Raw genomic sequence first — 26,462 nt, 5'->3', positions numbered from 1 at the left:
GGCGGTGCCGGCGGTCCACCCGGGTGACACCGACTCGAGGAGCGAGGACACCCGTGCATACGATCGTCGCCGTGGAGAACGTCTCGCTGGACGGCGTCATGCAGGCGCCGGCCGGCCCGGACGAGGACCCGCGAGGGGGTTTCACCCGGGGCGGCTGGGCCACCCCGTACCTGCAGGCCGACCCCGAGGCCGCGATGGCGGCCTTCACGGGACGCGCCGCCCACGGCACCGCGCCGGGCGGGATGCTGTTCGGGCACCGCACCTACGACGACGACGTCGGGTACTGGTTGACCACCACCGAGCCGAACCCGTTCAGCGAGGTGCTGCGCGAGTCCCCCAAGTACGTCGCGACGCGCGACCCGGACGTCCAGCTCGCCTGGCCGGCGTCGTTCCCGCTGGTCGGCGAGGCCACCCAGACCGTCGCCCGGCTCAGGGAGCAGGGTGACGGCGACCTGGTCGTCCTCGGCTCCGGCGCGCTCGTGCGCGATCTCGCCGCCGCAGGGCTGGTCGACCGGTACGTGCTGACGACCCTGCCCGTCGTGCTGGGTCAGGGCACCCGCCTGTTCGGCGGGACACCCCTGGACCTCGAGGTCCGGTGGTCGACCACGTCCCCGAGCGGGATCGTCACCACCGAGTACGCGGTGCGGCGGCCGTAGCGCCCGCCGCACCGCGCCCCGGCCGCTCACCCCGCGGCGACCGGTGCGCCGCGGCGCTGCCGGGCGAGGTGCTCCGCGACGTACCGCGCGTCCCGGCTCACGCCGGGGATCTGCTCGGACGCCTTGGCGTACTGGAAGTCCTGGCCGACGGAGTACAGCCCCGGCACCTCGGTGACCCCGCGGACCTGACGCACGCGTCCTCGCTCGTCCAGGACCGGCAGGTCGATCCACTCCTCCAGCCCGGTCCGGTACCCGGTGCACCAGACGACCGTGCCGACGTCGAGCACCGTGCCGTCCGACGCCACGGGCAGGCCGTCACGGGCCGCCTCGATGCGCGGGACCCGGTGCACCCCGGCCCGCCGCAGGTCCCGGGGTCGCTCCCGCACCAGCAGGTCCGCCCGGGACTGCAGCACGGGCTGCGCGCGGCGCCCGACCGGGGTGTCGATCGTCAGCACGTGGCGGAACACGAGCCCCACGACCCGGGTGCCGAGGTTGCGCCCGAACCAGCCGTCCACGCGGAACGGCAGGTGCCCGGTCTCGGTGCCGGCCAACCAGGTCTCGTGGTCCCGGGCGGCCTCGACCGCGATCTCCGCCCCGCTGTTGCCCACGCCGACCACGAGGACCGACCCGTCGGCGAGCTGGGAGGGGTTGCGGTAGTCCGCGGAGTGCAGGGTCCGGATGCCGGGCCGCAGGTCGCCCGCGACCGCCGGCACCCGGGGGACCTGGAGCCCACCCATCGCCACGACGACGGCCTCCGCCCGGTGCTCGCCGTCCGAGGCCTCCAGCCGGAACCCCGCACCGTCGGACGCGAGCCGTCGCACCCGGACACCGTGGCGGACGGGCAGGTCGAACTCGTGCTCGTAGCGCTCCAGGTAGTCCGCGAACTCGTCCTTGGTCGGCACCGGGCCGCGGCGCCCGAGGTCCAGGCCGTCCAGGTGGTCGACCCGCGCCGGGGTGAAGAGGCGCAGGGAGTCCCAGCGCCGACGCCAGGAGTCCCCCGCCCGGGCGGCGGCGTCGAGCACCACGTGCTCGACACCCTGTCGCGAGAGGTGGTACGAGGTGGCCAACCCGGCCTGGCCCCCGCCGACCACCACGACGGGTACCTCGTGCTGCTGCGTGCTCATGACTCCTCCTCGGGTCGGACGGAACGCAGGAAGCTCAGCGCCTGGACGGAGCCGGAGACGACCACCACGGCGGCGCTGCCGGAAGCCCCGAGCGCCCACCGGCGCCGGGTGCGCAGCCGCTCCGCGAGATCCCCGGGGGAGACCGGGGCCGCGGACCGGGTCGGCACGGTGTCCATGCCGTCGACGCTACGGAGCCGTGCGCCGCCCCGGTATCAGGAGTTCTCCCCAGGCGAGCAGGCCGTGCTCGGCCGCGAAGAGCGCGACGGCCGCCCGGCTCGACACCCCGATCTTGCGGTACGCGTGCTGCAGGTGCTGGTCCGCCGTCTTCGGGCTGATGCCGAGGGTTCGCGCGACCTGCTTGGTCGCCAGCCCGCGGGCGACGAGCCCCACCACCCGGCTCTCCTGCTCCGTCAGCCCGGCCGGCCGGCGCAGCGGCGGGGGCTCGAGCCCGGCGGCCTCGACGACGGCGGCGACCGCCTCGGCGTCGAGGCGCCCCTCGCGCACGTCACGGCCCAGCGCGTACACCGCCGCGGCGCGGCTCAGCCCTCGACCGTGCGGCGGTGCCTCGCAGGCAGACCGCATCGCGTCGGCGGCGGCGAGGAGCCGCGCCGGGACCCCGAGCGCCGCGGCCGGCAGCCCCCGGTGGTACCCCGACCCGTCCAGCCGCTCGTGGTGGCAGACGGCGTCCCGGGCCAGGTCGCGCAGGAACGGGGAGGCGGCGCACACCCGCTCGGTGAAGTATGGGTGCAGCCGGACGTGCTCCCGGTCCTCGGCGGACAGCGTCCGGTGGGCGTGCCAGATCCGCGCCGGGACGCTGATCCGCCCGACGTCCTGCAGCAGCGCGGCCCGACGGACGTGCCGGACCTCCGCGGGGTCCAGTCCGGCCAGCTCCGCCGCGTCGCCCGCGAGCGCCGCCACCGCCCGGGACCGGCCGGCCCACGCCGGCCCGACCACGTCGGCCAGCTCGCCGAGCGTCGCCACGGCGTCGTCGACCTGCTCGGCGGGGATCTCCCGCGGGGTGCCCGGTTCGGCGGCGAGCACCTCGTCCCAGGTCGCCCCCTGCTCGTGCGGCTCGCCGAGGATCTCGTGGTGGTGCCGCACGAGCATCCCCGCCACCCACGGGTCGTGCGCACGTCCCGCCCGGTCGGCGATGACGTCGGCCGCGTACCCGCTGCCGCCGACGGACGCCTGGTGCGCGGCGTCCCGGGCGACCAGGACGATCCGCAGCGCGGTCGGGATCTCCTCGCCCCGACCCCGCCCCAGCACCCCGGACCCGTCCCACCGGTCGGTCAGGTGGTGCAGGTCGTCGGCGACGCCGTCGAGCCCCAGGTGGCGGGACAGGTGCTGGGCGACCTCGCACAGGGCGAGCTGCTCGCGCGGCTCGTGGGCGACGGCACGCGGCAGCCGGGCGACCGTCTGCCCGACGGCGGCGGGCACCGGCGCACCGGGGTCGGGCAGCGACCGCAGCACCACACCCATCTGCTCGCGCCGGGTGCCCCAGATGACGTCGACGATCGACTCGGTGATGGGCCCCCCGAAGAACTCCGCCTTGACCGTCGCGTCGGCGGCGCAGCCGGCGTACGCCAGGAGGCTGAGGAAGTACGCCTGCCGGCGCACGGCCTCGTCGGCTCCCGCGACGTCGCACAGCCGCATCGTCGCGGCGGTCGCCTCGAGACCGTGCGCCCAGGGGAAACCCATGCCGAGGTCGGTGGCCAGGCAGAGGGCCGCGGCGACCTCGGCGGCGCGCACCGGCCCTGCGGTGGCCGACGCCGTCTCAGCCATGCTTCGACGATAGTCCTCGGCGGGCGGCTCGCCGCCGGTCACCCGTCGTGGGCGCGGAGCCAGCCGACGGCCGCGGGCAGAGCGGCCAGCACGCCGATGTGCCCGTCGTGCGGCCGGAGCCACAGGTCGGCCTGCGGCAGCGCGTCGCGCAGCGACGCCCCGTGCCTGCGCGGGACCACCCGGTCGGCGCCACCCTGGACCACCAGCGTCGGGACGGTGACCTCGGCCGGGTCGACGCCCCAGGGCCGGACGAACGCGACGTCGTCGTCCACCAGACCCTCCGGCCACTGCTCGCCGGCCCGGCCGGCGTCGGCCCCGAGCGCGCCCCAGGGCCCGGACAGCATGGCGACGTCGGCGTCGGTGAAGCTCGCCGGGTCGAACTCGGCCGTCTCCTCGTAGGTCTCGCGCGCCGTGGTGCCGTCGAGCGCGGACCGCAGCCCGCCGTCGTCGGCCATCGCCGCGAACCAGGCCTCGGTCCCGTCGTACGGCGCGATGCCGGCGAGCGTCACCGCCCCGCGGACCAGGTCCGGGCGCAGGGCCGCGAGCGCCAGCGCGTGCGGACCGCCGCCCGAGGCACCGACCACGTGACAGGCGGTGACCCCGAGCTCGTCCAGCAGGTGGCCGACGTCGCCGGCGGCGTCGGCCACGCTGCGTCCGGGACGCCGGGTCGACCCGCCGTACCCCGCACGGGCCACGGAGACCACCCGCATCCCGCCGACCGCGGCCGCCCGGACGACCGGCGCGAGCAGCTCGCCGGACTGCGGCGACCCGTGGTGCCACACCAGGACGGGAGCACCGCCCGGTCCGCCGCTGTCGTGCCCCACGAGCACGCGCCCGTCGGGCAGGTCGATCTCGTGCCGCACCGTCTCGGTCATGCCACGCTCCTCGTCGCCGCCCCCATCGTCGCACCTGGTCCTGTGGCGCGGGCCCCCGCCCGCCCCCGAGGATGGACCCGTGCCCACAGCCCCCGACGACGCCGAGATCGAGCTCATCCGACGGTCCGGCGTGGCGTTGCGCGTCGGCCGGCTGTCCCTGTCCGCCGGGACCGGTTCGTACCGGGTCAAGGCCTCCATGGCCCGTGCCGCCCGCGCGCTGGGGATCGAACGGCACCAGGCCCACGTCACGCTCACCGAGATCACCACGACCTCGCACCGCGGCCCGAGCTTCCGCACGGAGGTGACCGAGGTCCGCAGCGTCGGCATCAACGCCGACCGGCTGTGCGCCCTGGAACGGTTCGCGCAGGACGTCGAGCGGGACCAGCCCGTCAGCGTCGAGGACGCCACCGCGCGGCTCGACCGGATCCAGGACAAGCCCCCGCTGTACCCCGCCGCCCTCAACGCCCTGTGGGCAGCGATGGCGTGCGCGGCGTTCGCCTTCCTCAACCACGGCGGCGTCGTCGAGATCGCCGGGGTGTTCCTCGGGGCCGGCCTCGGGCAGGCGCTGCGCCGCGCCCTCATCCACCGGGGATGGAACCAGTTCGGCGTGACGATGCTCGCCGCGGCGCTGGCCACCACCACCTACGTGGGGTTCCTCGCCGCGTTCGGCGCGCTCGGGGGAGCGGCCACCAACCACGAGGCCGGGTACGTCTCCGCCGTGCTGTTCCTCGTGCCCGGGTTCCCGCTGGTCACCGGCGCGCTGGACCTCGCGAAGCTGGACTTCTCCGCGGGCCTGGCCCGGCTGACCTACGCCCTGATGATCCTCACCTCGGCCGCGCTGTCGGTGTGGGGCGTCTCGATGGTGGTCGGCCTGGACCCGGTCCCGGCCGAACCCATGGACCTGGACCCGGCGCTGCTGGTGTCGCTGCGGGCGCTGGCGAGCTTCCTCGGCGTCCTCGGGTTCGCGCTGATGTTCAACAGTCCCTGGTCCATGGCGCTGGCGGCCGCCTCCATCGGGATGGTCGCCAACACCGGGCGGCTGTGGCTCGTCGACGCCGACGTCCCCGTCCAGGCGGCGGCCGCGGCCGCGGCCCTGCTCGTCGGGCTGCTGGCCGCCGTCGTCGCCCCGCGCATGAACGTGCCGCGGGTGACCGTCTCGGTGCCCGCCGTCGTCATCATGGTCCCGGGCGCGTCCGCCTACCGGGCGATCTACCACGTGTCGAACGGCGCGACGTCCGAGGCCCTCACCTACGCGGTGGAGGCGACGCTGGTGGTGGCGGCGCTGGCGATCGGTCTGGCGATCGCGCGGATGCTCACCGACCCCGAGTGGGGGTTCGAGCGATGACGCGGGCCGGTCGAGGCAGCTCAGGCACCGCCGTCCACCGCCTCGTACCGCGCGGTCCGACGCTCGCCGACGACCCGCAGTCTTCCGCCGTCGACGAGCCGCTTCAAGATCGTTCGGGCCTGCGGCGGGGAGGTCTGGCAGAGCTCGGCAGCGCGACCTCGGGTGATCGAACCGAAAGCATCGACGTAGTCGAGGATCATGCGCTCCTGCTGCAGCGGGTCGACCCCCTTCACACGGACGTAGGCGTTCCGGTCCTGCGCCCTGTCGTAGAAGCGGGCCGTGAGGTGGTACCGACGGCTCCGGCCGTCGCCCCTGGCCTCGAGAATGCCCATCTCGACAAGGTGCGTGGCCACCGCACGCGCTCGACCGACGGGCAGCCCCGTCATGCTCGCGATCTCGTGGCTGCCGGCGGACCCTGCTGCCTTGACCTCGTGCACGACCTGCAGCTCCGGGAGGCCGAGCGCTTGCTGGCGCTCGTCTTCCCAGGCCAGAAGAAATCGCACCAGGTCCAGATCGGCAGTGCCGAGCGGAACAGTGACCGTGACGGAGTCGGGGGTGCTCCTCGTGTAGTCGGGGGAGTCCCGGCCTGCCCGCAGCTGCTGCTCGAACATGTCGTTGACACCCTTGCCCCGTCGCTCCACCAGGCCTGCTCGCTTGAACGCGTCCGCGAGCAGTGGGCTCCGAGGTCGGGACTGTTCCAGGATGTTGTCCACGGTGACACCCGGGGGGAATCCTCCCGGGCTCGACACGGCGAACTCGGCATCGGTCAGCTGGACCGTCGTCGGGCCCAGCGCCGAGTAGTCGCGGTGCACCAGTGCGTTCGCCACCGCTTCTCGACGCGTGACCGACGGGATCAGCGGGATATCGACACGGTGCAGGCCGATGACGAACTCGTGGGACGTGTTGCGCTCGTCGAGCAGTCGCGCGAGCTCCTCGGCCACCTGGAGCAGCGGACCGACGAGCCGCCGATTCGTCCGTGAGGTTCCACGGAGATCCTGGAACAACAGCTCGGCGTTCGGAGTCCATCGCTGAACGGCTGCTCGCCGCCCGAAGAGCAGGACCGCCCCCAGGCTCACCGGGGCCTGCAACGGCTCCAGTCCGAGAGCCTTGAGGACGTCGCGGTCAGACAACTGGTCAACATGATCTCCGCTGGTGGCGCAGAGCCGCCGGAACCGCTTGAACTCGTCCGGGTCGAGATCGTCCTCCACCGTCGCCCCGGCCGCGGCGGCGGCCGCGAAGTCCTGTCCCCGTGTCACCATGCCGAGACTCACGATCTCGTGCGCCGACATGGGGAGACACTGCGGTCGCCCGTTGGTGTCGATCGAGCGCCTCGTGAAGACGCCGGACTTCGTGCCCACTGGCCCGGGATCACCCCGCGGCACCTCGATGCGTACCACGTCCTCGCCGTCGATCTGCTCGAGCTCGGCCGTGACCGGAAGCGGGGGGTCGGTGGTGTTCTGGATGTACGCGGCCATGAGTTCCGGGTCCGGACGGGAACCACCTGGTCCCCTGGCACCGACCACCGTGCCGTCGTCGTCCACGCCGATGAGGAGCACACCGCCGTCGCCGTTGGCCAGGCACGCGGCAGCCTTCGTCAACTCGTGGTTGAGGGCCTCGGACTTGAACTCGGTCGTCAGGGTCTCACCCGCCTCGATGAGGCTGCGCGTCTCCACGATCTCAAGCCTATGCATAATTTTGAGGCTCGCGAGCCGTGACTGTCCATCGTCCATAGTTTTGAATGGACTTTGGTGGGCCGGCTGTCGCGCACAGCGGACGTGGGGTCCAGCAGCGCGCGTCCTGACGGCGTTCGACGCGTCCGTCGTCGTCGCTCACCGAGTGGGGGTTCGAGCGGTGAGCACACCTCCCGCCACTTTCAATCTACAGCGCGGAGGGGGTCTTGCGGCAAGACCCCCTGGCAGGCGCAGAATCACAGGCCTCACCGGCCCCCCGGGCCGATCGACCGGAGCTGATGCCCGTGCTGCCTCGCCGACCGTTCCGCCTGTCCGAGCACCTCGCCGCCAAGGACGACCCCGCGCTGATCGCCGCCGACGAGGCGCACTTCGCCGCGATCGCCACCGCGATCGACCGGCAGGTCGTCGACCTGACCACCCGGCTGGACGCCGCCCGCCGGGCACCGGGCCGGTCCGGGCAGGCCGCCTTCGACCGTGACCAGGAGATCCACCGCCTGTCCGCCCGGCTGCGGATGCTGCGGCGCTTCGGCATCGACCTGTGCCTGGGGCGCATGGTGCGGGCCGACGGCGTCGTCACCTACCTCGGCCGGGTCGGCCTGACGGACGCCGCGGGGGAGCGGTTGCTGCTCGACTGGCGCTCACCCGCCGCCGAGCCCTTCTTCGGCGCCACCCACGGAGACCCGAGAGGGCTGGTCAGCCGCCGGCGCTACCGGTGGACCGCAGGGCAGGTCACCGACTACTGGGACGAGGTGTTCACGTCCGACGGGCTCGCGGGGCACGCCGCGCTCGACGACCAGTCCTCGTTCGTCGCGAGCCTGGGAGCCAGCCGTTCGCCCCGCATGCGCGACGTGCTCGCGACGATCGCCGCCGACCAGGACGCGATCGTCCGGGCCGGCTCGGCCGGCACCCTCGTGGTCGACGGCGGGCCGGGCACCGGCAAGACCGTCGTCGCCCTGCACCGCGCCGCCTACCTGCTGTACTCCGACCCGCACGTCGGCGAGCACCACGGGGGCGTGCTGTTCGTCGGCCCGCACCGGCCCTACCTCGGCTACGTGGCCGACGTGCTGCCCGGCCTCGGCGAGGACGGGGTGCGCACGTGCACGCTCGCGGACCTGCTGCCCGAGGGGGACGCCGCCCGGCCCGAGCCCGACCCCGAGGTCGCCCGGCTCAAGGCGGACGCGCGGATGGTGGCCGCCGTCGACCCGGCCGTCGCGCTCTCGGAGGAGCCGCCGACGGAGGGCATGCTCCTCGAGACCGCGTCGGGCGACGTGTGGCTCGACCCGCGCGACTGGGCCGAGGCGTTCGCCGCCCCTGATCCGGGGACACCGCACAACGAGGCGGCCGACGTGGTCCTCGCCGAGCTGCTGACGATCCTGGCCGACAAGCTCGCCGACGCGGCCGGGGAGCCCGCGGAGGAGGGGTTCGGGTCCGACGAGAACCCCGGCTGGGACGCCGTGCCCGGGGTGCACCTCGGTGACGACGAGTTCGACGCCTACGGGATCGCGGGCCCCGAGCCCGGGACCGACCTGCGGGAGGAGCTGGCCGCCGACGACACGCTGCGGCGCGCCGTGGCCCGGGCCTGGCCGCTGCTGGAAGCCACCGACGTCGTCGGGGACCTGTGGACCGTGCCCGCCTACCTGCGCCGGTGCGCGCCGTGGCTCACGCCGGACGAGGTCGCCGCCCTGCAGCGTCCGGACGCCCGCACGTGGACCGAGGCCGACCTGCCGCTCCTGGACGCGGCGCGGCGCCGGCTCGGGGACCCGGACGACGCCCGACGCCGTCGCCGGGCCACGGCCGCGCGCGCCGCCGAGCGCGCCCGGATCGCCGACGTCGTCGACCACCTGATCGCCACCGACGACTCCGACCTCGGCGTGATGTCCATGCTGCGCGGGCAGGACCTGCAGGCTGCGCTGGTGGGCGACGCGGGCCTCCCGGTCGTCACCCCGGACGCCCTCGCCGGGCCGTTCGCGCACGTCGTCGTCGACGAGGCCCAGGAGCTCACGGACGCGCAGTGGCAGATGCTGCTCGCCCGCTGCCCGTCGCGCAGCCTCACCGTGGTGGGGGACCGGGCCCAGGCCCGGCACGGCTTCGCCGAGTCCTGGACCGAGCGGCTGGCCCGGGTCGGGCTGGACCGCGTCGAGCAGGCGTCCCTGACGATCAACTACCGCACGCCCGAGGAGGTCATGGCGGTGGCCGCCCCGGTGATCCGCGCGGCCGTCCCCGACGCCAACGTCCCGACGTCGGTGCGCCCCGGCGGGACTCCGGTCCGGTACGCCACGACGGCGGAGCTCACGGACGTGCTGGACACCTGGCTGGCGCAGCACCCCGAGGGCACCGCGTGCGTGATCGGTGCCGGTCCGCCGGCCGCCGCCGTCGAGGACCGCGACCGGGTGCGGTCCCTGACCCCCGCGACCGCCAAGGGCCTCGAGTTCGACCTCGTGGTGCTCGTGGAGCCGGAGGGGTTCGGCGACGGGATCGAAGGGGCCGTGGACCGGTACGTCAGCATGACCCGGGCGACCCGCGAGCTGGTGGTGCTGGGTCGGCCGTGAGCGGCCGGGAGTGTACCCACGCGCACCTGAACAGGACCTGATCACCACCTGCTCCCGTTCCCAGACTCGTGTGTTTACGCTCGATGCTCCGCACCCCCTTGTCTGGAGTCACCCATGTCGATCAAGCGTCCCCTCGCCGCCGTCACCCTGGCGGCGGTCGTCGCCCTCGCCGGCTGCAGCGCCGGGTCCGACGGCGACGACACCTCGTCCGCCCCGGCCTCCCCCAGCGCCGAGGCCGCGCCGGACGCCGGCGCCGCGCCCGAGGCCGACCTCGAGGACGTGCCCGACGTCGTCGCCGAGGTCAACGGGGAGGAGATCGGCCGCGAGGAGTTCGTCACGAGCTTCGAGGGACAGCTGCAGCAGGCGGCCCTGTCCCAGCAGCAGAGCGGTGCCGGTGAGGTCGACCAGGACGCGCTGAAGAAGCAGGTCGTCGAGCAGCTGGTGAACAACCGGCTCCTGACCCAGGCGGCGGCGGACGCCGGGATCGAGCCCACCGCGAAGGACGTCCGGTCCACGCTCGAGGACGTCGCCGCGCAGAACGGGCTCGAGTCCGCCGACGCGGTCATCAGCGCGTTGAAGGAGCAGGGCCTGACGGAGGAGCAGGTGCGCGCGGACGCCGCGACCCAGTTCCAGGTCTCGACCTACATCGAGCAGGAGGCCGACGTGCAGGAGCCGTCCGAGAAGGAGCTGCGCGCGCAGTACGACGAGCTCGTCGCGCAGATGGAGTCCCAGGGCGGCGACGGCGCGTCGGCACCGGAGGTTCCCCCGTTCGAGGACGTGCGCGACCAGCTCGCCCAGCAGGCCACCAGCCAGCAGCAGAGCGCGGCGATCGACACGATCGTCACCGACCTGCGCGAGGACGCGGACGTCACGATCAACCTGTGAGCTCCGCCGGGCGGAACGCCCGGCCGGGACGTCCGGCCGCCGTCGGCCGCCGCCTCAGCCCCGGAGGAACTCCCGGACCACGGCCGCGAAGGTCTCCGGGTCGGTCTGGTCCGCGACGTGCTGCTGGCCCTCGAGCGTCACGACCCGGCAGTCCGGGACCGACCCGGCCACGGTGCGGATGGCGTCCTGCAGGAACTCCGGGCTGTCCCCGCCGCGGATGAGCAGGGTCGGGGCCGTGACGCCGGCCGCCTCGGCGGGGTCCAGCAGCAGCGGGACGCTCTCCTCGCGGGGCAGGGTCGGCGCGGTGGCCACGCGGGCCGGCCAGCTCGGCTGCTCCCGGAGCATCGCGAGCTCCGCCTCGGGCATGTGCAGGACGTCGCGCATCATGATCTCGACGGCCTCCTCGTACCGTCCGGCGTCGACCGCCGCCTGCACGCGGGCGACCAGCTCGGGCGGCTGAGGGTGCTGGACGACGGCCGGTTCGTAGAGCACCAGCCGCCGCACGTGCGGGGTGCGCCCCGCGGCCCGGACGCAGAGGTAGCCGCCGAACGAGTGGCCCAGCACGTCGGTCGGCCGCCCCGCGTCCGCGGCCACCGCCTCGATGACGGCGACGACGTCCTCGACCTCCCGCTCCGGCGTCCAGTCGAGAGCGTCCGTGCTGCCGCCCCGACCGCGCCGGTCCATCGCGTGCACCGTCCGGTCCTGCGCGAGCAGGTCGACGATGCGCCAGCGCCGGTGGTCGGACATCGACCCGTGCACGAGCAGCAGCGGGGGACCGGTGCCCGTGCTCCACACCGCCAGACGGGTGCCGTCCGTCGACGTGACGTGCCAGGGACCTGAGGACTGGTGCTGGACCATCGCGACCTCCCGGGGACGCCCTTCCAGGATCCCACCGGGTGTGCCGCCCGGCCATGTCACATCCCGGCCTCCGCCGGTGTCGTATGGGTGACACGAGAGGACGTGAGGGACATGCAGCACATCGTCGTGGTGGGCGCCGGGTACGCCGGGGTCGCCGCCGCCAACCACCTGTCCGCCGAGGCGCCGACGCCGGTCCGGGTGACCGTCGTCAACCCGCGGGACGAGTTCGTCGAGAGGATCCGGCTGCACCAGCTCGTGGCGGGCACCGGGCCGGCCGTGCGCCCGCTGCGGCCGCTGCTCCGCCCCGGGGTCGACCTGCGGCTCGACACGGTCACGCGGATCGGTGCGGACGGGGTGGCGCTCGCCGGCGGGGGAGACCTGGCCGCCGACCGGATCGTCTACGCGGTGGGCAGCGGTACCGGCCCCGCGATGCCGGGGGCGCTGGCCGTACGCCACCTGGACGGGGCCGTCGCGCTGCGCCACCGGGTCGACGGGGCAGCCGCCGGGACGCGGCTCACCGTCGCCGGCGGCGGGCTGACCGGGATCGAGGCCGCGTCCGAGCTCGCCGAGGCCCACCCGCACCTGCGGGTGCGGCTCGTCGCGGGGACCCTCGCCGCCGGGCTGTCCCCGGCCGCCCGGGACGCCGTCCGGCGCGGCCTCGAGGCGCTCGGTGTCGAGGTGCGCGAGGGTGAGCACGTGGACGCACCCGGCGACGGCATCACGGTGGACACGACGTCGTTCGCCGTGCCCGGCCTCGCCCGGGACAGCGGCCTCGCGGTGGACGACGCCGGACGCCTGCGGGTCGACGGCGCCCTGCGCGGCGTCGACGTGCCGACCGTCGTGGCCGCCGGGGACGCGGCGTCGACCCCGCTGCGGATGAGCTGCCAGACGGCGATCCCGCTGGGGATCGCAGCGGCCGAGACGGTCCTCGCGGAGCTGCGCGGCGAGCAGCCGCAGCCGGTCTCGGTCGGCCTCACGATGACCTGCGTGAGCCTGGGTCGCCGGCGCGGCGTCGTGCAGCCGACGGACCGTCTGGACGTACCGCGGGGCCCGGTGCTGCGCGGGCGGGCCGCCGCCCTGGTCAAGGAGCAGGTCTGCCGCGCCACCGTGCGGTTCGTCCGGCATCCTGCCCGGGCCGTGACCCGTGCCGGGGACGGTCCGCTGCTGCCCGCGACGGTGCCGGCATGAGCACCGACCCGTTCGTCGAGCACCGCCCGCTGCTGTTCACCATCGCCTACGAGCTGCTGGGCAGCGCCGCCGACGCCGAGGACGTGCTGCAGGAGACGTGGCTGCGCTGGTCCGCCGCCGTCGAGGCCGCCGAGGAGCCGGGGCGGGAGATCCGCGATCCTCGCGCCTACCTGGTCGCCACCGTGACCCGGCAGGGGCTGAACCACCTGCGCACGCTCCGCCGGCGACGCGAGGACTACGTCGGGCCGTGGCTGCCCGAGCCGGTCCGCACCGCTGCCGACCCGGCCGCCGATGCCGAGCTGACCGAGTCGGTGAGCATGGCGATGCTGCTCGTGCTGGAGACGCTGAGCCCGATCGAACGTGCCGTGTTCGTGCTGGGCGAGGTCTTCGGCTTCTCGGGGGCGGAGATCGCCGCCGCGACCGGTCGCACGCCGGCCGCGGTGCGGCAGACGGCGCACCGTGCGCGCGAGCACGTGCGCGCACGGCGCCCCCGGTTCGAGGCCTCACCGGAGCAACGTGCCCAGGTGGCGCGCCGCTTCGTCGTGGCGGCGCAGGCGGGCGATTTCGCCGGCCTGATGGATGTGCTCGCCCCGGACGTGGTCTCGCTGTCCGACGGCGGCGGGCTCGCCTCGGCCGCACGGCACCCGATCCGCGGGGCGGAGAAGGTGGCCGCGTTCGTCTCCGGGCTCGTGCGGACCGCTGGCACCGGCACCCGGTGGGAGGAGGCGACGTACAACGGGCTGCCCGCCGTCGTGGTCCGACGGGACGGCGCTGTCGAGGTGGTCGCCCTGGTCGAGACCTCCGGCGACGCGGTCACGGCGCTGTACTTCGTGCGCAACCCCGAGAAGCTCGGCGGCGTCGACGAGGTGCGGCCACTGGTGCGATGACCCGAGGACCAGCGGCGCCGTGCGCGGTCACCGTCCCGACGGGGTCTCCCTGTGGCCACGGTCCTTCCCGTCGGGCATGCGTCACCGCGCCGGCGGCAGCATGCTGACAGGAGCCGGCATCGGACGGCCCTGTGGCACCGTCGCGCCCCGCGCGAGCTGAACGAAAGGACACCGCACATGACTGTCACCGACGAGGGCCCCCGTCCTCAGGCCTTCGACATCGAGGCTGCCACCCGGCACAACGACGCCTACCGAGCGGTCGTCTGGACGGGGGTGCATCTCCAGGTCACGCTGATGTCGATCCCGGTCGGAGAATCCGTCGGGCTCGAGGTCCACCCGGACACCGACCAGTTCCTCCGGCTGGACGCCGGCCGGGGTCGGTGCGTCATGGGTCCGGCGCGCGACGACCTGGACTTCGTGCAGGACGTCGCCGACGGCTGGGCGATCCAGGTGCCGGCCGGCACCTGGCACGACGTGATCAACACCGGGGACGAGCCGATGCGGCTGTACGCCGTGTACGCCCCCACCCATCACGCGGCAGGAATCGTGCAGGAGACCGCTGACGAGGCCGAGCGCGACGAGTCGAGCGGGCGCGACGAACCGCCGTCGTGGACCGAGCAGCCGGAGGAGGGCGAACCCGACCGGCACGCCTGAGTCGCGCCGATCGCCAGGCCCCCGGGAACGACGAAGGCCCCGGTTCGAGGAACCGGGGCTTTCGTGCCACGCACCGTGGGGAGGTGGGAAAGCCGGTGGGGATGACGGCGAGCTGGGGTCAGCCCGCGGATCGGACGGGCTGGCCGGCCCCCACGGAGGCCGCCGACGCCAGCAGCGCCTCGCGGGAGGGGATGTACTCGAAGCCGAACTGGCGCGGCGCGTCCGAGCCGTCCACGTCGGCGTTGAGCCCCAGGCCCGAGGAGGCGGTCTTCATCGTCGGCATGACGACCGACATCGCCCGGATCAGCCAGTTCGGCGCGACCCGGTTCGTGATGCCGGCGTCCGGGTAGGCCGAGCGGAGCACGCCGGCCATCTCGGGGATGGACATCGGCCCCGCGTTCGCCGGGAACCGCTGCCCGACGGCGCCCTCGTCCGACATCGCCCGCACGTGGATCCGCGCGACGTCGCGGACGTCGACGACGGGCATGTTCATCTGCGGCAGCATCGGCAGCTGCCCGGTCACGAGCTGCTCGACGGTGCCGAGCGAGGACCCGTAGTGCTCGTCCATCGCCGGGCCGAACACCATGCCGGGGTTGACGACGGTCAGCCGCATCTCGGGGTGCTCGGCGACGAACCGCCACGCCGCCTGCTCGGCCAGCGTCTTGGACGCCTCGTACGGGGTGGTCCTGGGGCCGTCGGTCTCGGTCCAGTCCTCGCGGGTCTTCCGGCGGGACCACTCGTGGTCGGCGGGCTTGTAGATCGCACCGCAGGTCGAGGTGAGCACGACGCGGTGCACCCCCGCGGCCCGGGCGGCGCGCAGGGCGCGCAGGGTCCCGTCCACGGCGGGACGGATGAGGTCCTGCGGGTCCCTGGGCGGGTCGGTCGGGAAGGGGGACGCCGTGTGCATGAGCACGTCGACACCGACGAGGGCGTCGTCCCAGCCCTCGTCGGAGGTCAGGTCGAGCGAGACGAACTCGAGGTCGGCGTCCGGGAAGAGCGCCTCGACCTGGGCGCGCCGCCGGTCGGACCGGACGGTGGCCCGTACGGTGTGCCCGTCGGCGAGCAGCTCGCGCAGGATGTGCTTGGCGATGAATCCGGAGGCTCCGGTGACCAGGACGGTGGACATGATGCTCCTTCGGGGGTGGTTCCGGGCGAGGTGCCGCTAGCGGGCGGCGTTCCGTGCGGTGATCGACGCCCACGCCATCTCGAACGCGACGGCGCGCTCGGCCTCGGCGAGGTCGCGGGAGACCGCGAGGTCGATCTGGGTCTCGACGACCTCGGCGAGGTACGGCAGCGGCATGTCGACGAGCTGCCCGTCGGCCGCCGCCTCGGCCAGCACGTCGGGCACGGCGGCGAAGTAGGTCTGGGCCTCCTCGACGGCGGCCCGCCGGATCAGACCTGCGCCCTTGAGCAGCAGGACCACCCGGTGGCGCGCCGGGTGCGCGGTGCCCCAGGCGACCCACCGGTCCCAGATCGTGCGGGACCGGTCCTTCGTCGAGCCGGTGGCGTCGACGTCGCCGATCGCCGTCGCGAGGTCGCGCTTGAGGTGCAGGTACAGCTCGTCGAGCAGGTCCTGCTTGGTGCGGAAGTAGTGGAAGAGCGTCCCGTTGGACACCCCCGCGGCCGCCGCGACCTTGGCCGTGGACACGCCGATCCCGTCCGCGTCGATCAGGGTCACCGCGGCGTCGAGGATGTCGGCCGGCACGAACTTCATGAGCCTAGAGTAGACACTCTAGAGTGATCGGTCAACGGAACGGTCGGCGAGCACACGCGCCGTCGGCCGTATCAGGCACATCGGTGGCTTTCTCCCTGGAGAGTGGGCATCGGCCCGACGACGGTGTCGTCGTCCGGCGTCGCCTCCGCGTGGGGCGGGAGACCTACTGGCCACCTCTGGGGCCTTTCCGCAGGAGCCGCACGACGATTTCCACAGGTGAGGACCATGGCGAACAAGGGCAAGAAGGTCGGGCACGGCGAGCTCGACAAGAAGGTCACCCCGAGCCGCGGCGGGTTTCGTCACGACGGGTCTGTCGATGGTCGCCCTCGGCTCACTCGTGATGATGCTGGGCGGCATCTTCGCCTGGCTCGGTGGGCTCGTCGCTCTCGTCGGCCTCGTCGTCACACTGAACGGCGTCTTCTACGCCGTCCAAGCACTCGACTCGATCGCTGCCGTGACGTACAACCAGCACCTCCGCGACACCTCCCGGTCATGAGCGGGCAGGCCGGTCCCGCGGACCGGTCGGGAGGCCCCGGGTGAGGGGTGAGGCTCGCTACCTGAAGTCGGAATCTGCCGCCGCAAAGAGTCGGACCCTGCCGCCCATCAAGCTCGGAATCTGCCGCAGAGTCGCGACGGCCTTCGTGCCGCCGACCAGGACCACGCCGGCCCACGCCACGTGCGGCCCGGAACGAACCACCCGGAAACGACAAAAGTCCCGGCCGGGTCACCCCGGCCGGGACTCAGTCTGCGGTGCGCGAGGGGGGAGTTGAACCCCCACGCCCTCTCGGGCACACGGACCTGAACCGTGCGCGTCTGCCTATTCCGCCACTCGCGCTTGCCGGAGCAGATTAGCACGCACCCGCCCCCGCATCCCAACCCGATCCGGGGCCTCGTGCGGGGACGTACGTCACACCTGCACCGCGCGCTCCGCGTCGTGATCCGGCCGTGATCCGGAGCGCCACCTCTTCCCGAGGGATTCGCACGAAATCCACAGGTTCACGGGCGCGGATGGTGCAGCGATGCCTACGATCTGGATAGTCTGCCCGCACACGCGGGCTGACGGAAGGAGGTGGCATGGGAGCGCTGGACCGCTTCGAGAAGAGCGTCGAGCGGGTCATGAACAACGCGTTCGCGAAGGTCGGGCGAGGCAGCGAGGTCAAGGCGGTCGAGCTGGCGAGCAGGCTGCGGCGCGAGATCGACGACCGTGCCGCCGTCGTCGGCTACGACAGGACCGTGGCGCCGAACGAGTTCACGATCGAGCTCGGGCCGGAGGACTTCGACCACGTGCAGTCGTGGGGAGCGGAGACCATGGCCGACGAGCTCGCCGCGAACCTCACCGAGTACGCCTCCTCCCAGCACTACGCGTTCGTCGGTCCCGTCAGCGTGACCTTCGAGCGCAACAGCCAGCTGACCCGGGGCCGGTTCGAGCTCCGTTCGGCGACGGTGCGGGGCAACGTCGCGCCGGCGACCAACCCGGCACCCAGCACGCGCCACCCGCTCATCGACATCGACGGTCAGCGCTACCTGCTCACCGGCCCCGTCACGGTCATCGGCCGTGACGCCGAGGCGGACATCGTCGTCGACGACCCGGGCGTCTCGCGCCGACACCTGGAGATCCGGGTGACGCAGGAGGGAGCGGTGGCCACCGACCTCGGCTCCACCAACGGACTCTTCGTCGAGGGCCACCAGGTCCCGGCGGCGACGCTGCTGGACGGCAACACCTTGACCATCGGACGGACCCGGATCATGTTCTGGACCGGCACGTCCGCCGGACGATCGAACGAGGAGTGGTGATCCGCCCCGGATGAGCGAGCTGACGTTCACCCTGCTGCGGCTGGGATACCTGGTGCTGCTCTGGGTGTTCGTGCTCTCCGCCGTGGCCGTGCTGCGCCGCGACCTGGCGCTGCGCGGCACCCCCCGGGCGCCCAAGAAGTCGGACGACGTCGCCGCGGCGGCGGCGCCGGTCGCCGCTCCCCGGCCCTCCGGCCGTTCCGGCCCGACCCGCCTGGTCGTCACGCAGGGGCCGTTGACCGGTACGACCCTGCCGCTGTCCGGTTCGTCGATCCTCATCGGCCGCGCCCCGAGCTGCACCCTCGTGCTGGACGACGACTACTCCTCCTCCCGGCACGCTCGCATCTTCCCGCAGGGCGACCAGTGGTACGTCGAGGACCTCGGGTCCACGAACGGCACCTACCTCGGCGACCAGCGCGTCTCGTCGCCCGCCCAGCTCGCCCCCGGTGTCGGCGTGCAGATCGGCCGCTCCGTCGTCGAGCTGCAGGGATGACCGCCCCGTGACACTCGCCCTGCGCTACGCCGCGCGCTCCGACGTCGGTCTGGTGCGCCACGACAACCAGGACTCCGCCTACGCCGGACCCAACCTGCTGGTGGTCGCCGACGGCATGGGCGGGCACGCCGGCGGCGACATCGCCTCCAGCCTCGCGATCTCCGCCCTGGCGCCGCTCGACACCCCGGAGCACGGCCCCGACCAGGCGCTGCAGGACCTCGAGGAGACGGTCGAGCGAGCCCGCCAGGACCTCGTGCACGCCTCGGAGATCTCGCCCGAGCTCGCCGGGATGGGCACCACCGTCACGGCGCTGCTGCGCTCCGGCAACACGCTGGCCATGGCGCACCTGGGTGACTCCCGCGCCTACCTGCTGCGCGACGACAAGCTCACCCAGGTCACCGTCGACCACACCTTCGTCCAGCACCTCGTGGACACCGGCCGGATCTCACCGGACGAGGCCGAGACGCACCCGCAGCGCAACGTCGTCATGCGCGTCCTGGGCGACTTCGACGTCGACCTCACCCCGGACATGTCGATCCGCGAGGCACGGGCCGGCGACCGCTGGCTCCTCTGCTCGGACGGCCTGTCCGGGTTCGTCCCCGTGGACCAGATCACCGAGGTCCTGGCCCGGTGCGAGTCGCCGGACGAGGCGGCGGACATGCTGATCACGCTGGCCATGACCGCGGGCAGCACCGACAACATCACCGTCGTCGTCGCCGACCTGGTCGACGACGAGACCACTCCGGCGGCGGCCCCGACCGAGACGACCCAGGTCGTCGGGGCGGCGGCCACCGACGTGGCCGCCCCGGTCTCTCGCGACACGGGCACCGAGCCGGCGACCACGGAGTCGGCACCGACCGACCCGACCGACGACGCGGACGACGAGGACGACGGCACCGACGACGTCCGCCCGAAGCGTCGCCCCTGGGTCGGGGTGCTCGTGCTGCTCCTCGTGCTCGCCGGGGTGGGCCTCGGGGGCTGGTGGGCCTACGGCTGGACGCAGGACCAGTACTACCTCGGGGTCGCGGATGGCCAGGTCGCCGTCTACCAGGGCATCCCGCAGGACGCCGGCCCCTTGACGCTCTCCCGCGCCGTCGAGGTGACGGACACCTCGGTCGACGACCTGCCCGCCTACTGGGTGGAGCGCCTCGACGGCTCGATCCGCACGGGCTCGCTGGACGAGGCGCTGGAACGCGCCGACCGTCTCGCCGAGGAAGCCGCACCGACGCCGGTCCCGAGCCCCTCTCCCAGCCCGTCGTCCTCACCGAGTCCGTCGGGCAGCCCGCGCCCCGACTCCTCGCCGAGCGAGGAGCCCGCGCAGGCGGCGGAGGAGGGTGACGCGTGACCGTTGACGAACCCGCCGTGACGCCACGGCAGCGTCGTCCGCTGCGCCTGGCCGAGGTCTTCCTGCTCCTGCTGGCCCTCGCCGGCGGCATCGGCGGCTACGCGATGGTCGGGACGTCCATCCGCGGGGAGCTGCCGGACAGCTTCTGGGGGAGCAGCGCCCTGCTGGCCGCCACCGCCCTCGTCGCACACATCGTCCTGCGGCTGCGCGCCCCGTGGTCCGACCAGGTCATCCTGCCCGCGGTCGTGCTCCTCAACGGCATCGGGCTGTCGATGATCTGGCGGCTGGAGATCTCCGGCTCGCCCGGCATGGCCCCGGCGGACGCCGTCGGCAACATGACCGCGTCCCTGCTGGGCGCGAGCGTGGCCTTCACCCTCCTGTGGCTGCTGCGCGACCATCGCTGGCTGCGCCGCTACACGTACATCTTCATGCTGGTGGGTCTGCTGCTGGTGTCGCTGCCGCTGATCCCGGGCCTGGGCCAGCAGATCAACGGCGCCCGGATCTGGATCACGATCGGCGGCTTCTCGCTGCAGCCCGCCGAGTTCGCGAAGATCGCGCTGGCCGTGTTCTTCGCGGGCTACCTGGTCGTCAACCGGGACACCCTCGCCCTGGCCGGCCCCAAGGTCCTCGGCCTGCACCTGCCGCGCCTGCGGGACCTGGGGCCGATCATGCTCGTCTGGGGCGTGTCCCTGGTCATCCTCGTGTTCCAGCGCGACCTGGGGACGTCGCTGCTCTTCTTCGGCCTGTTCGTCGCGATGCTGTACCAGGCGACGGCCCGCTCGAGCTGGATCCTGCTCGGCATGACGCTCTTCGCCCTGGGGGCGTTCTCCGCGGCCCAGCTGTTCCCGCACGTCGGCGCGCGCATCGACGTCTGGCTGCACCCCCTGGACGCCGAGCAGTACGACCGCGAGGTCGGTGGCTCCTTCCAGCTCGTCCAGGGCATGTTCTCCATGGCGAACGGCGGGTTGTTCGGCACCGGCTGGGGCGAGGGCCGGCCGTTCCAGATCCCGTACGCCTACTCGGACTTCATCTACGCGGCCCTCGGCGAGGAGCTGGGTCTGACCGGCCTGGCCGCCGTCCTGCTGTCCTACCTGCTCATCGTGCAGCGCGGGTTCAAGGCTGCGTTGACCGTGCGGGACGGCTTCGGCAAGCTGCTGGCCGCCGGGCTGGCGTTCGTCATGGCCCTGCAGATCTTCGTCGTCGTCGGCGGGATCACGCGGATCATCCCGCTGACGGGTCTGACGTTGCCGTTCATGGCCCAGGGCGGGTCGTCCCTGCTCGCCAACTGGATCGTCATCGCACTCCTGCTGCGCATCTCCGACAGCGCACGGCGCCCCTCCGACCTGCCCGTGCGCGGCCAGGTCGGCGCGGCCGAGCGTGAGCCCGTCCTCGTCGGCGGCACGTCCGCGGACGACGGCACCCCTGTGGCCGGCACCCCGTCCGTGGGCGGGACGCCCCCGCCCCCGCCCGACGGCGGCACCCCGGCGGCCGGCAACCGGCTGCCACGCCGCAGCCTCGCCGAGCGCGAGAGCTCGGGCACCACCGGCGCGAGCGGTTCGTCGGACCCCACCGAGTACATCGACCCGTCCACCCCCGAGGCCCCGCGAGGAGGTGACCGCCCGTGAACAAGACCGCTCGTCGTCTGGCCTCGATCGTGATGGTCATGTTCCTCGCGCTGCTGGTCTCCACCACGTGGATCCAGTTCTTCGCCGCGGAGTCGCTCAACAACGACCCGCGCAACGCCCGCACGCTCTACGAGCAGTTCGGCACCGACCGCGGCCCCATCGTGGTCGGCGGCGAGGCCGTGGCCGACTCCGTCCCCGTCGACGACGAGTGGAACTACCAGCGCGAGTACGCCCAGGGACGCCTCTACGCGCCGCTGACCGGGTACTACTCGCTGGTCAGCGGCACCTCCGGCATCGAACGGGCGGAGAACGACTTCCTCGCCGGTTCGGCCGACGCCCTGTGGGCGGACCGGCTGCAGAACCTGCTGACCGGGTCCGACCCGCAGGGGTCCGCCGTCGAGCTCACCGTGAACCCGGCCGCCCAGCAGGCCGCCTGGGACGCGCTCGGTGACCAGCGCGGCGCCGTCGTCGCCCTCGAGCCGTCCACGGGCCGCATCCTGGCGATGGTCTCCAAGCCGACCTTCGACCCGAACGAGCTGGCGACGCACGACACCAAGCAGGCCAACGACGCCTACCTCGCACTGTCGAACAGCGACGACAAGCCGCTGAACAACCGCGCGACCTCCGAGATCTACCCTCCGGGGTCGACGTTCAAGCTCGTCACCGCCGCCGCGGCGCTGGAGAGCGGGGACTACACGGCCGAGTCGGTCGTGGACGCGCCCGAGACCTACACCCCGCCGGGCACGAACAGCGCCATCCGCAACTACGGTGGCACCGCCTGCTCGCCGTCCGGGGAGCAGACCCTCGCCGACGCGCTGCGGATCTCCTGCAACACGGCGTTCGCCCAGCTCGGCGTCTCCCTCGGCGACGAGGCGCTGCAGGAGCAGGCCGAGGCGTTCGGGTTCAACGAGAGCTTCGCCGTCCCGTTCGGCACGGCGGCCAGCGTCTTCCCGGACCCGCCGATCGACCCGGCCTTCGTGGCGACCTCCGCCATCGGCCAGTGGGACGTCAGGGCGACACCCCTGCAGATCGCCATGGTCTCGGCCGGCATCGCCAACGACGGCGAGGTCATGGAACCCCACTCGGTCGCCCGGGTGCGTGACCAGAACCTCGACGTCGTCTCCGAGACGCGGCCCAGCGGACTCGGCCGTGCCGTCTCCGCCGACACGGCCCAGCAGCTCACCGAGATGATGATCGGCGTCGTCGAGGGCGGGTCCGGCACGGGGGCGCAGATCTCCGGCGTGACGGTGGCCGGCAAGACGGGCACCGCCCAGCACGGCACGGGCTCCGAGCCGCCGCACGTGTGGTTCACCGGGTTCGCCCCGGCCGACGACCCGCAGGTGGCCGTCGCCGTCATGGTGGAGGACGGCGGGTCCATCGGGACGTCCGAGGCGACCGGCGGCAGGGTGGCCGCGCCGATCGCGCGGGCCGTCATGGAGGCGGTGCTCAACGGATGAGGCCGACGACCGGACTGTCCCTGGGGGACCGTTACCGCCTGACCCGACGGATCGCCGTCGGGGGCATGGGCGAGGTGTGGGTCGCCGACGACAGCTACCTGGGCCGGGACGTCGCGGTGAAGGTGCTCCGTGAGGAGTACACGGGCAACGAGGACTTCCTGCGTCGGCTGCGCATCGAGGCGCGCAACAGCGCCTCGCTGTCCCACCGCAACATCGCCCAGATGTACGACTACGGCGAGCAGGACGGCGCCGGGTTCCTCGTCATGGAGCTGGTGCTGGGCGAGCCGCTGGCGGACCTGCTCGAGCGCGAGCCCGTGGTGGCGCCCCGCAAGCTGCTGCCGATGCTCGCCGCCACGGCCCGCGGCCTGCACCACGCCCACAAGGCCAAGGTCGTCCACCGCGACGTCAAGCCCGGCAACATCCTGCTGGAGCACGACGGCGGGGTGAAGATCACCGACTTCGGCGTCTCGCTGGCGGCCAACCAGGTGACGATGACCGCGACGGGCATGGTCATGGGGACCGCGCAGTACCTGTCGCCCGAGCAGGCCGTCGGGCAGGCCGCCACCCCCGCCTCCGACCTCTACGCCCTCGGTGTGGTGGCCTACGAGGCCACCGCCGGCAAGCGGCCGTTCACCGGGTCGACCCCGGTGGACATCGCCGTCGCGCACGTCAACAACGCCGTCCCGCCGCTGCCGCAGGCGGTGCACCCGGGCCTGGTCGACGTCATCATGCGGATGCTCGCCAAGGACCCGGGCAAGCGACCGGCGTCCGGAGCCGACCTGGCCGACGAGCTCGACGCGCTCGCCGCCGAGATCGCCGAGGACCCGCTCGGCGCCCGGTCCCGGTCCGCGCGACGCGCGGCCCGCACCGGCCGGCCGGCACCGGTCCGGCACGCGCGCACCGAGGAACCGTCACCCCCGGCCGAGCGCCGGACGGCTCCGGCCCGTCCGGACCGGTCGGCGGGCGTCGCGACGCCGGACGCGCCGGAGGTGCCGGCACGTCCGCCGCGGGACCCGGCCCGTCCGCCCGTCCCGCGCGCCTACCCGGCGCGGCGCGACGTGCACGGCGCCACTCGCGCGACCCCGGCACAGGTCGAGGAGCGGACCCGCCGGAGCGGCTCCTCCCGCAGCAGGAACCGGTCGGGGCCGGAGCGGACCTCCACGACGACCGGGCACCGGCTCGGGCCGCTCGGTCGGCTCTCCTGGCCGCTGCTCGCGCTGCTGGGTCTGCTCGGCGTCCTGCTGGTGGCGACGCTGGTCAGCGGCTCCGGCGGCGACGGGGACGCCTCCGCGACCGCAGGCACGACACATTCCGTGAACGTGGGGGCGATGACCGTGACCGACTCTGGGATGATGCTCCCAGACCCGCCGCGCCCCGTCGGCGCGGCCATGACCGAGAAGGACGTCTGAGTGGTGGAGAACACGCCCCGAGTACTCGCCGGCCGTTACGAGGTCGGTGAGCTCATCGGCCGTGGCGGCATGGCCGAGGTGCACATCGGCCACGACGCACGCCTGGGCCGCACGGTCGCGATCAAGGTGCTGCGGTCCGACCTCGCACGCGACCCGTCGTTCCTCGCCCGGTTCCGCCGCGAGGCGCAGTCCGCCGCAGCACTGAACCACCCGGCGATCGTCGCCGTCTACGACACCGGCGAGGACATCTCCACCGACGCCGTCGGTCACCAGGTCCACATCCCGTTCATCGTCATGGAGTACGTCGAGGGCCACACGGTCCGGGACATCCTCGCCGACGGCGCCGCCGTGCCGATCGAGGAGGCCGTCGAGATCACGGTCGGCGTGCTCAGCGCGCTCGAGTACTCCCACCACGCGGGCATCGTGCACCGCGACATCAAGCCCGCCAACGTCATGATCACGCCCACGGGTGCGGTCAAGGTGATGGACTTCGGCATCGCCCGCGCCGTCGCCGACTCCGCCGCGACGATGACCCAGGGCCAGGGCGTCATCGGCACCGCGCAGTACCTCTCGCCCGAGCAGGCGCGGGGCGAGCAGGTGGACGCCCGCAGCGACCTGTACTCCACCGGCTGCGTGCTGTTCGAGCTGCTCACCGGCCGTCCGCCCTTCATCGGCGACTCCCCGGTGGCGCTGGCCTACCAGCACGTCGGCCAGGCGCCGCAGCGACCCAGCGAGTTCGCCAACGACGTGCCCGAGGTGCTCGACCGCATCGTCCTGACCGCCCTGACGAAGGACCGCGACCAGCGGTACTCGACGGCCGCGGACTTCCGTTCGGACCTCGAGTCCGCGATGCGCGGCGGTGCCGTGGGGGCGCCGGCCATCGGTGCGCTGGCGGCCGGCGCTGCTGCCGGCTACGCCGCGACGCAGGTCCTGGGTGACGGCAGCTCGACCCAGGTCATGAACCCCGCCCAGCAGTCGCCGTGGGGGACGACGGGAACGACCGCCGACCAGTCGGCCGTCGGTGCGGGGCCGCCGGAGAGGGACGACCAGAGCCGCAAGGGCCTGATGTGGACCCTCATCGCCGTCGCCGTGCTGGCCCTCGCCACGATCCTGTTCTTCGCGCTGCGCGGCGGCGACTCCGCCCCGGAGACCGTGACGGTGCCCGAGCTCACCTCGGACATGAGCCCGACCGAGGCGGAGCGGGCACTCGAGGCCGTCGGGCTCGGCTTCTCCCAGCGGCCAGACCCCGACTCCGACGAACCGGAGAACACCCTGACCCGGTCGGACCCGGCGTCGGGCGAGGAGGTCGAGGCCGGCTCGACGGTCGACGTCTTCTTCTCCACCGGCCCGGAGACCTTCGGCATGCCGGACCTCACCGGCTTGTCCCAGGACGAGGCCGAGTCCCAGATCGAGGACGCCGGCCTCGAGGTCGGCGAGGTCTCCGAGCAGGCCAGTGCCGACTTCGACGAGGGCGAGGTCATCTCGACCGACCCGGCGCCCCGCGAGGCGGTCGAACCCGGCGACAGCGTCAACCTCACCGTGGCCAACGGCCAGGTCGAGCTGCCGAACCTCATCGGCATGTCCGAGGACGAGGCCAAGAGCACCCTCGACGGGCTCAACATCAGCTGGAACACCGAGCGCCAGGAGGTCGACGACGCCAACGACGCCGGCCGCGTGGTCAACCAGTCGCCCGAGGCCGGCACGATCGGTCGCGACGAGTCGGTGACGATCTCCATCGGCGAGGAGCGTGAGGTCGAGACCGTCCAGCTGCCCGACGTGGTCGGGCTCTCGGCCCAGGAGGCCGAGCAGCGGCTCAACAGCGAGGCCAACGTCAACGTCCAGCAGACGACCGCCAGTTCCGCGGACTACTGCTCCGGCTTCGTCTCGGCCATGGACCCGGGCGCCGGCTCCGAGGTCGAGGTGGGCTCCACCGTCACGATCACCGTCTCGACCGGCGAGCCCGGGCAGAACTGCACCGGTGGTCCGACACCGGAGGAGCAGCCCCCGGGTCAGCAGGACGGGAGCGGCAGCGCCGACGACGGTGCCTGGCTCCCGGTCGAGCCGGACCCGACCGACTGACCGCCGGTGGCGGGGACTCCAGAGGTCCCCGCCATCGCACCGTCGGCATCGGCCA

General features: G+C 73.4%; 23 protein-coding genes and 1 tRNA gene. 15 read left to right on the top strand and 9 right to left on the bottom strand.

Annotation, left to right across the window (positions count from 1 at the left end; all coding sequences use genetic code 11):
* Positions 1–53: 53 nt before the first annotated feature.
* On the top strand, positions 54–656 hold the full coding sequence (locus Q6347_RS01470) for a dihydrofolate reductase family protein (RefSeq protein WP_304606454.1): 603 nt from the start codon (positions 54–56) through the stop codon (positions 654–656).
* Between the two features lie 26 nt (positions 657–682).
* Here the strand turns inward: Q6347_RS01470 and Q6347_RS01465 are convergent, their stop codons facing one another.
* From Q6347_RS01465 to Q6347_RS01450, 4 genes are read right to left on the bottom strand one after another with little or no spacing between them, the layout of a single operon-like run.
* Entirely contained in the window at positions 683–1,780 is a 1,098-nt protein-coding gene (locus Q6347_RS01465) for an NAD(P)/FAD-dependent oxidoreductase (RefSeq protein ID WP_304606453.1), read from the bottom strand.
* On the bottom strand, positions 1,777–1,956 hold the full coding sequence (locus Q6347_RS01460; RefSeq protein ID WP_304606452.1) for a hypothetical protein: 180 nt from the start codon (positions 1,954–1,956) through the stop codon (positions 1,777–1,779). Before Q6347_RS01460 ends, Q6347_RS01465 begins: the two co-directional genes overlap by 4 nt.
* A 10-nt stretch (positions 1,957–1,966) precedes the next feature.
* Positions 1,967–3,562, bottom strand: a complete 1,596-nt coding sequence (locus tag Q6347_RS01455; protein ID WP_304606451.1) for an HD domain-containing phosphohydrolase — start codon at positions 3,560–3,562, stop codon at positions 1,967–1,969.
* Between the two features lie 38 nt (positions 3,563–3,600).
* Complete coding sequence (locus Q6347_RS01450) at positions 3,601–4,437, bottom strand: alpha/beta fold hydrolase (RefSeq protein ID WP_304606450.1); 837 nt, start codon at positions 4,435–4,437, stop codon at positions 3,601–3,603.
* 79 nt (positions 4,438–4,516) lie between these two features.
* Between Q6347_RS01450 and Q6347_RS01445 the strand changes: the two genes are divergently transcribed.
* The gene (locus Q6347_RS01445; RefSeq protein ID WP_304606449.1) at positions 4,517–5,782 is read left to right on the top strand and encodes a threonine/serine exporter ThrE family protein; all 1,266 of its coding nucleotides are present in this window, start codon (positions 4,517–4,519) and stop codon (positions 5,780–5,782) included.
* A 20-nt stretch (positions 5,783–5,802) separates the two neighbouring features.
* Here the strand turns inward: Q6347_RS01445 and Q6347_RS01440 are convergent, their stop codons facing one another.
* Positions 5,803–7,455, bottom strand: coding sequence for an RNA-binding domain-containing protein (locus Q6347_RS01440; protein WP_304606448.1), 1,653 nt, complete (start codon positions 7,453–7,455; stop codon positions 5,803–5,805).
* A gap of 296 nt (positions 7,456–7,751) precedes the next feature.
* On the opposite strand from Q6347_RS01440, the gene helR reads away from it, so the two are divergent.
* A complete protein-coding gene (gene helR / locus Q6347_RS01435; RefSeq protein WP_304606447.1) occupies positions 7,752–10,022 on the top strand; it encodes an RNA polymerase recycling motor ATPase HelR in 2,271 nt (756 codons plus the stop codon).
* 114 nt (positions 10,023–10,136) lie between these two features.
* Positions 10,137–10,907, top strand: a complete 771-nt coding sequence (locus tag Q6347_RS01430) for a SurA N-terminal domain-containing protein (RefSeq protein ID WP_304602960.1) — start codon at positions 10,137–10,139, stop codon at positions 10,905–10,907.
* Positions 10,908–10,961: 54 nt separating this feature from the next.
* Here the strand turns inward: Q6347_RS01430 and Q6347_RS01425 are convergent, their stop codons facing one another.
* On the bottom strand, positions 10,962–11,765 hold the full coding sequence (locus tag Q6347_RS01425; RefSeq protein WP_304602961.1) for an alpha/beta fold hydrolase: 804 nt from the start codon (positions 11,763–11,765) through the stop codon (positions 10,962–10,964).
* A gap of 111 nt (positions 11,766–11,876) precedes the next feature.
* Between Q6347_RS01425 and Q6347_RS01420 the strand changes: the two genes are divergently transcribed.
* From Q6347_RS01420 to Q6347_RS01410, 3 genes are all read left to right on the top strand, one after another.
* Positions 11,877–12,953 carry an NAD(P)/FAD-dependent oxidoreductase gene (locus tag Q6347_RS01420; protein WP_304606873.1) on the top strand — a complete coding sequence of 359 codons (1,077 nt, stop codon included), beginning with the start codon at positions 11,877–11,879 and terminating at the stop codon, positions 12,951–12,953.
* Complete coding sequence (locus Q6347_RS01415) at positions 12,950–13,840, top strand: RNA polymerase sigma-70 factor (RefSeq protein WP_304606446.1); 891 nt, start codon at positions 12,950–12,952, stop codon at positions 13,838–13,840. Before Q6347_RS01420 ends, Q6347_RS01415 begins: the two co-directional genes overlap by 4 nt.
* A 177-nt stretch (positions 13,841–14,017) precedes the next feature.
* Entirely contained in the window at positions 14,018–14,494 is a 477-nt protein-coding gene (locus Q6347_RS01410; RefSeq protein ID WP_171246701.1) for a cupin domain-containing protein, read from the top strand.
* A 118-nt stretch (positions 14,495–14,612) separates the two neighbouring features.
* Here the strand turns inward: Q6347_RS01410 and Q6347_RS01405 are convergent, their stop codons facing one another.
* The gene (locus tag Q6347_RS01405; protein WP_304606445.1) at positions 14,613–15,620 is read right to left on the bottom strand and encodes an NAD-dependent epimerase/dehydratase family protein; all 1,008 of its coding nucleotides are present in this window, start codon (positions 15,618–15,620) and stop codon (positions 14,613–14,615) included.
* A gap of 36 nt (positions 15,621–15,656) precedes the next feature.
* On the bottom strand, positions 15,657–16,208 hold the full coding sequence (locus Q6347_RS01400) for a TetR/AcrR family transcriptional regulator (RefSeq protein WP_304602964.1): 552 nt from the start codon (positions 16,206–16,208) through the stop codon (positions 15,657–15,659).
* Positions 16,209–16,524: 316 nt separating this feature from the next.
* Here Q6347_RS01400 and Q6347_RS01395 point away from each other — a divergent pair, with 316 nt between their 5' ends.
* A complete protein-coding gene (locus Q6347_RS01395) occupies positions 16,525–16,704 on the top strand; it encodes a hypothetical protein (protein WP_304602965.1) in 180 nt (59 codons plus the stop codon).
* 255 nt (positions 16,705–16,959) lie between these two features.
* On the opposite strand, the gene Q6347_RS01390 is transcribed toward Q6347_RS01395, so the two are convergent.
* Positions 16,960–17,043: transfer RNA gene (locus Q6347_RS01390), tRNA-Leu, on the bottom strand.
* 239 nt (positions 17,044–17,282) lie between these two features.
* On the opposite strand from Q6347_RS01390, the gene Q6347_RS01385 reads away from it, so the two are divergent.
* Genes Q6347_RS01385 through pknB form a run of 7 tightly spaced genes read left to right on the top strand, consistent with a single transcriptional unit; the run spans position 17,283 to position 26,407 of the window.
* Positions 17,283–18,002, top strand: coding sequence for a DUF3662 and FHA domain-containing protein (locus tag Q6347_RS01385; protein ID WP_171246694.1), 720 nt, complete (start codon positions 17,283–17,285; stop codon positions 18,000–18,002).
* 10 nt (positions 18,003–18,012) lie between these two features.
* On the top strand, positions 18,013–18,492 hold the full coding sequence (locus tag Q6347_RS01380) for an FHA domain-containing protein (RefSeq protein WP_304602966.1): 480 nt from the start codon (positions 18,013–18,015) through the stop codon (positions 18,490–18,492).
* A 7-nt stretch (positions 18,493–18,499) separates the two neighbouring features.
* On the top strand, positions 18,500–19,837 hold the full coding sequence (locus Q6347_RS01375) for a PP2C family serine/threonine-protein phosphatase (RefSeq protein ID WP_304606444.1): 1,338 nt from the start codon (positions 18,500–18,502) through the stop codon (positions 19,835–19,837).
* Positions 19,834–21,462: an FtsW/RodA/SpoVE family cell cycle protein gene (locus Q6347_RS01370; RefSeq protein ID WP_304606443.1), complete on the top strand. Its 1,629-nt coding sequence runs from the start codon at positions 19,834–19,836 to the stop codon at positions 21,460–21,462. Before Q6347_RS01375 ends, Q6347_RS01370 begins: the two co-directional genes overlap by 4 nt.
* A complete protein-coding gene (locus Q6347_RS01365; RefSeq protein WP_304602969.1) occupies positions 21,459–22,919 on the top strand; it encodes a penicillin-binding protein 2 in 1,461 nt (486 codons plus the stop codon). Before Q6347_RS01370 ends, Q6347_RS01365 begins: the two co-directional genes overlap by 4 nt.
* Positions 22,916–24,328, top strand: a complete 1,413-nt coding sequence (locus tag Q6347_RS01360) for a serine/threonine-protein kinase (protein WP_304606442.1) — start codon at positions 22,916–22,918, stop codon at positions 24,326–24,328. The genes Q6347_RS01365 and Q6347_RS01360 overlap by 4 nt, the downstream gene beginning before the upstream one ends.
* A complete protein-coding gene (gene pknB / locus Q6347_RS01355; protein ID WP_304606441.1) occupies positions 24,329–26,407 on the top strand; it encodes a Stk1 family PASTA domain-containing Ser/Thr kinase in 2,079 nt (692 codons plus the stop codon).
* The last annotated feature ends 55 nt before the right edge of the window (positions 26,408–26,462 follow it).

It is taken from the genome of Isoptericola sp. b408 (assembly GCF_030588085.1).
Lineage (GTDB): Bacteria > Actinomycetota > Actinomycetes > Actinomycetales > Cellulomonadaceae > Isoptericola > Isoptericola sediminis.
The sequence above is the reverse complement of the archived record's forward strand: the minus strand, read 5'-3'. Positions and strand labels throughout refer to the sequence as shown.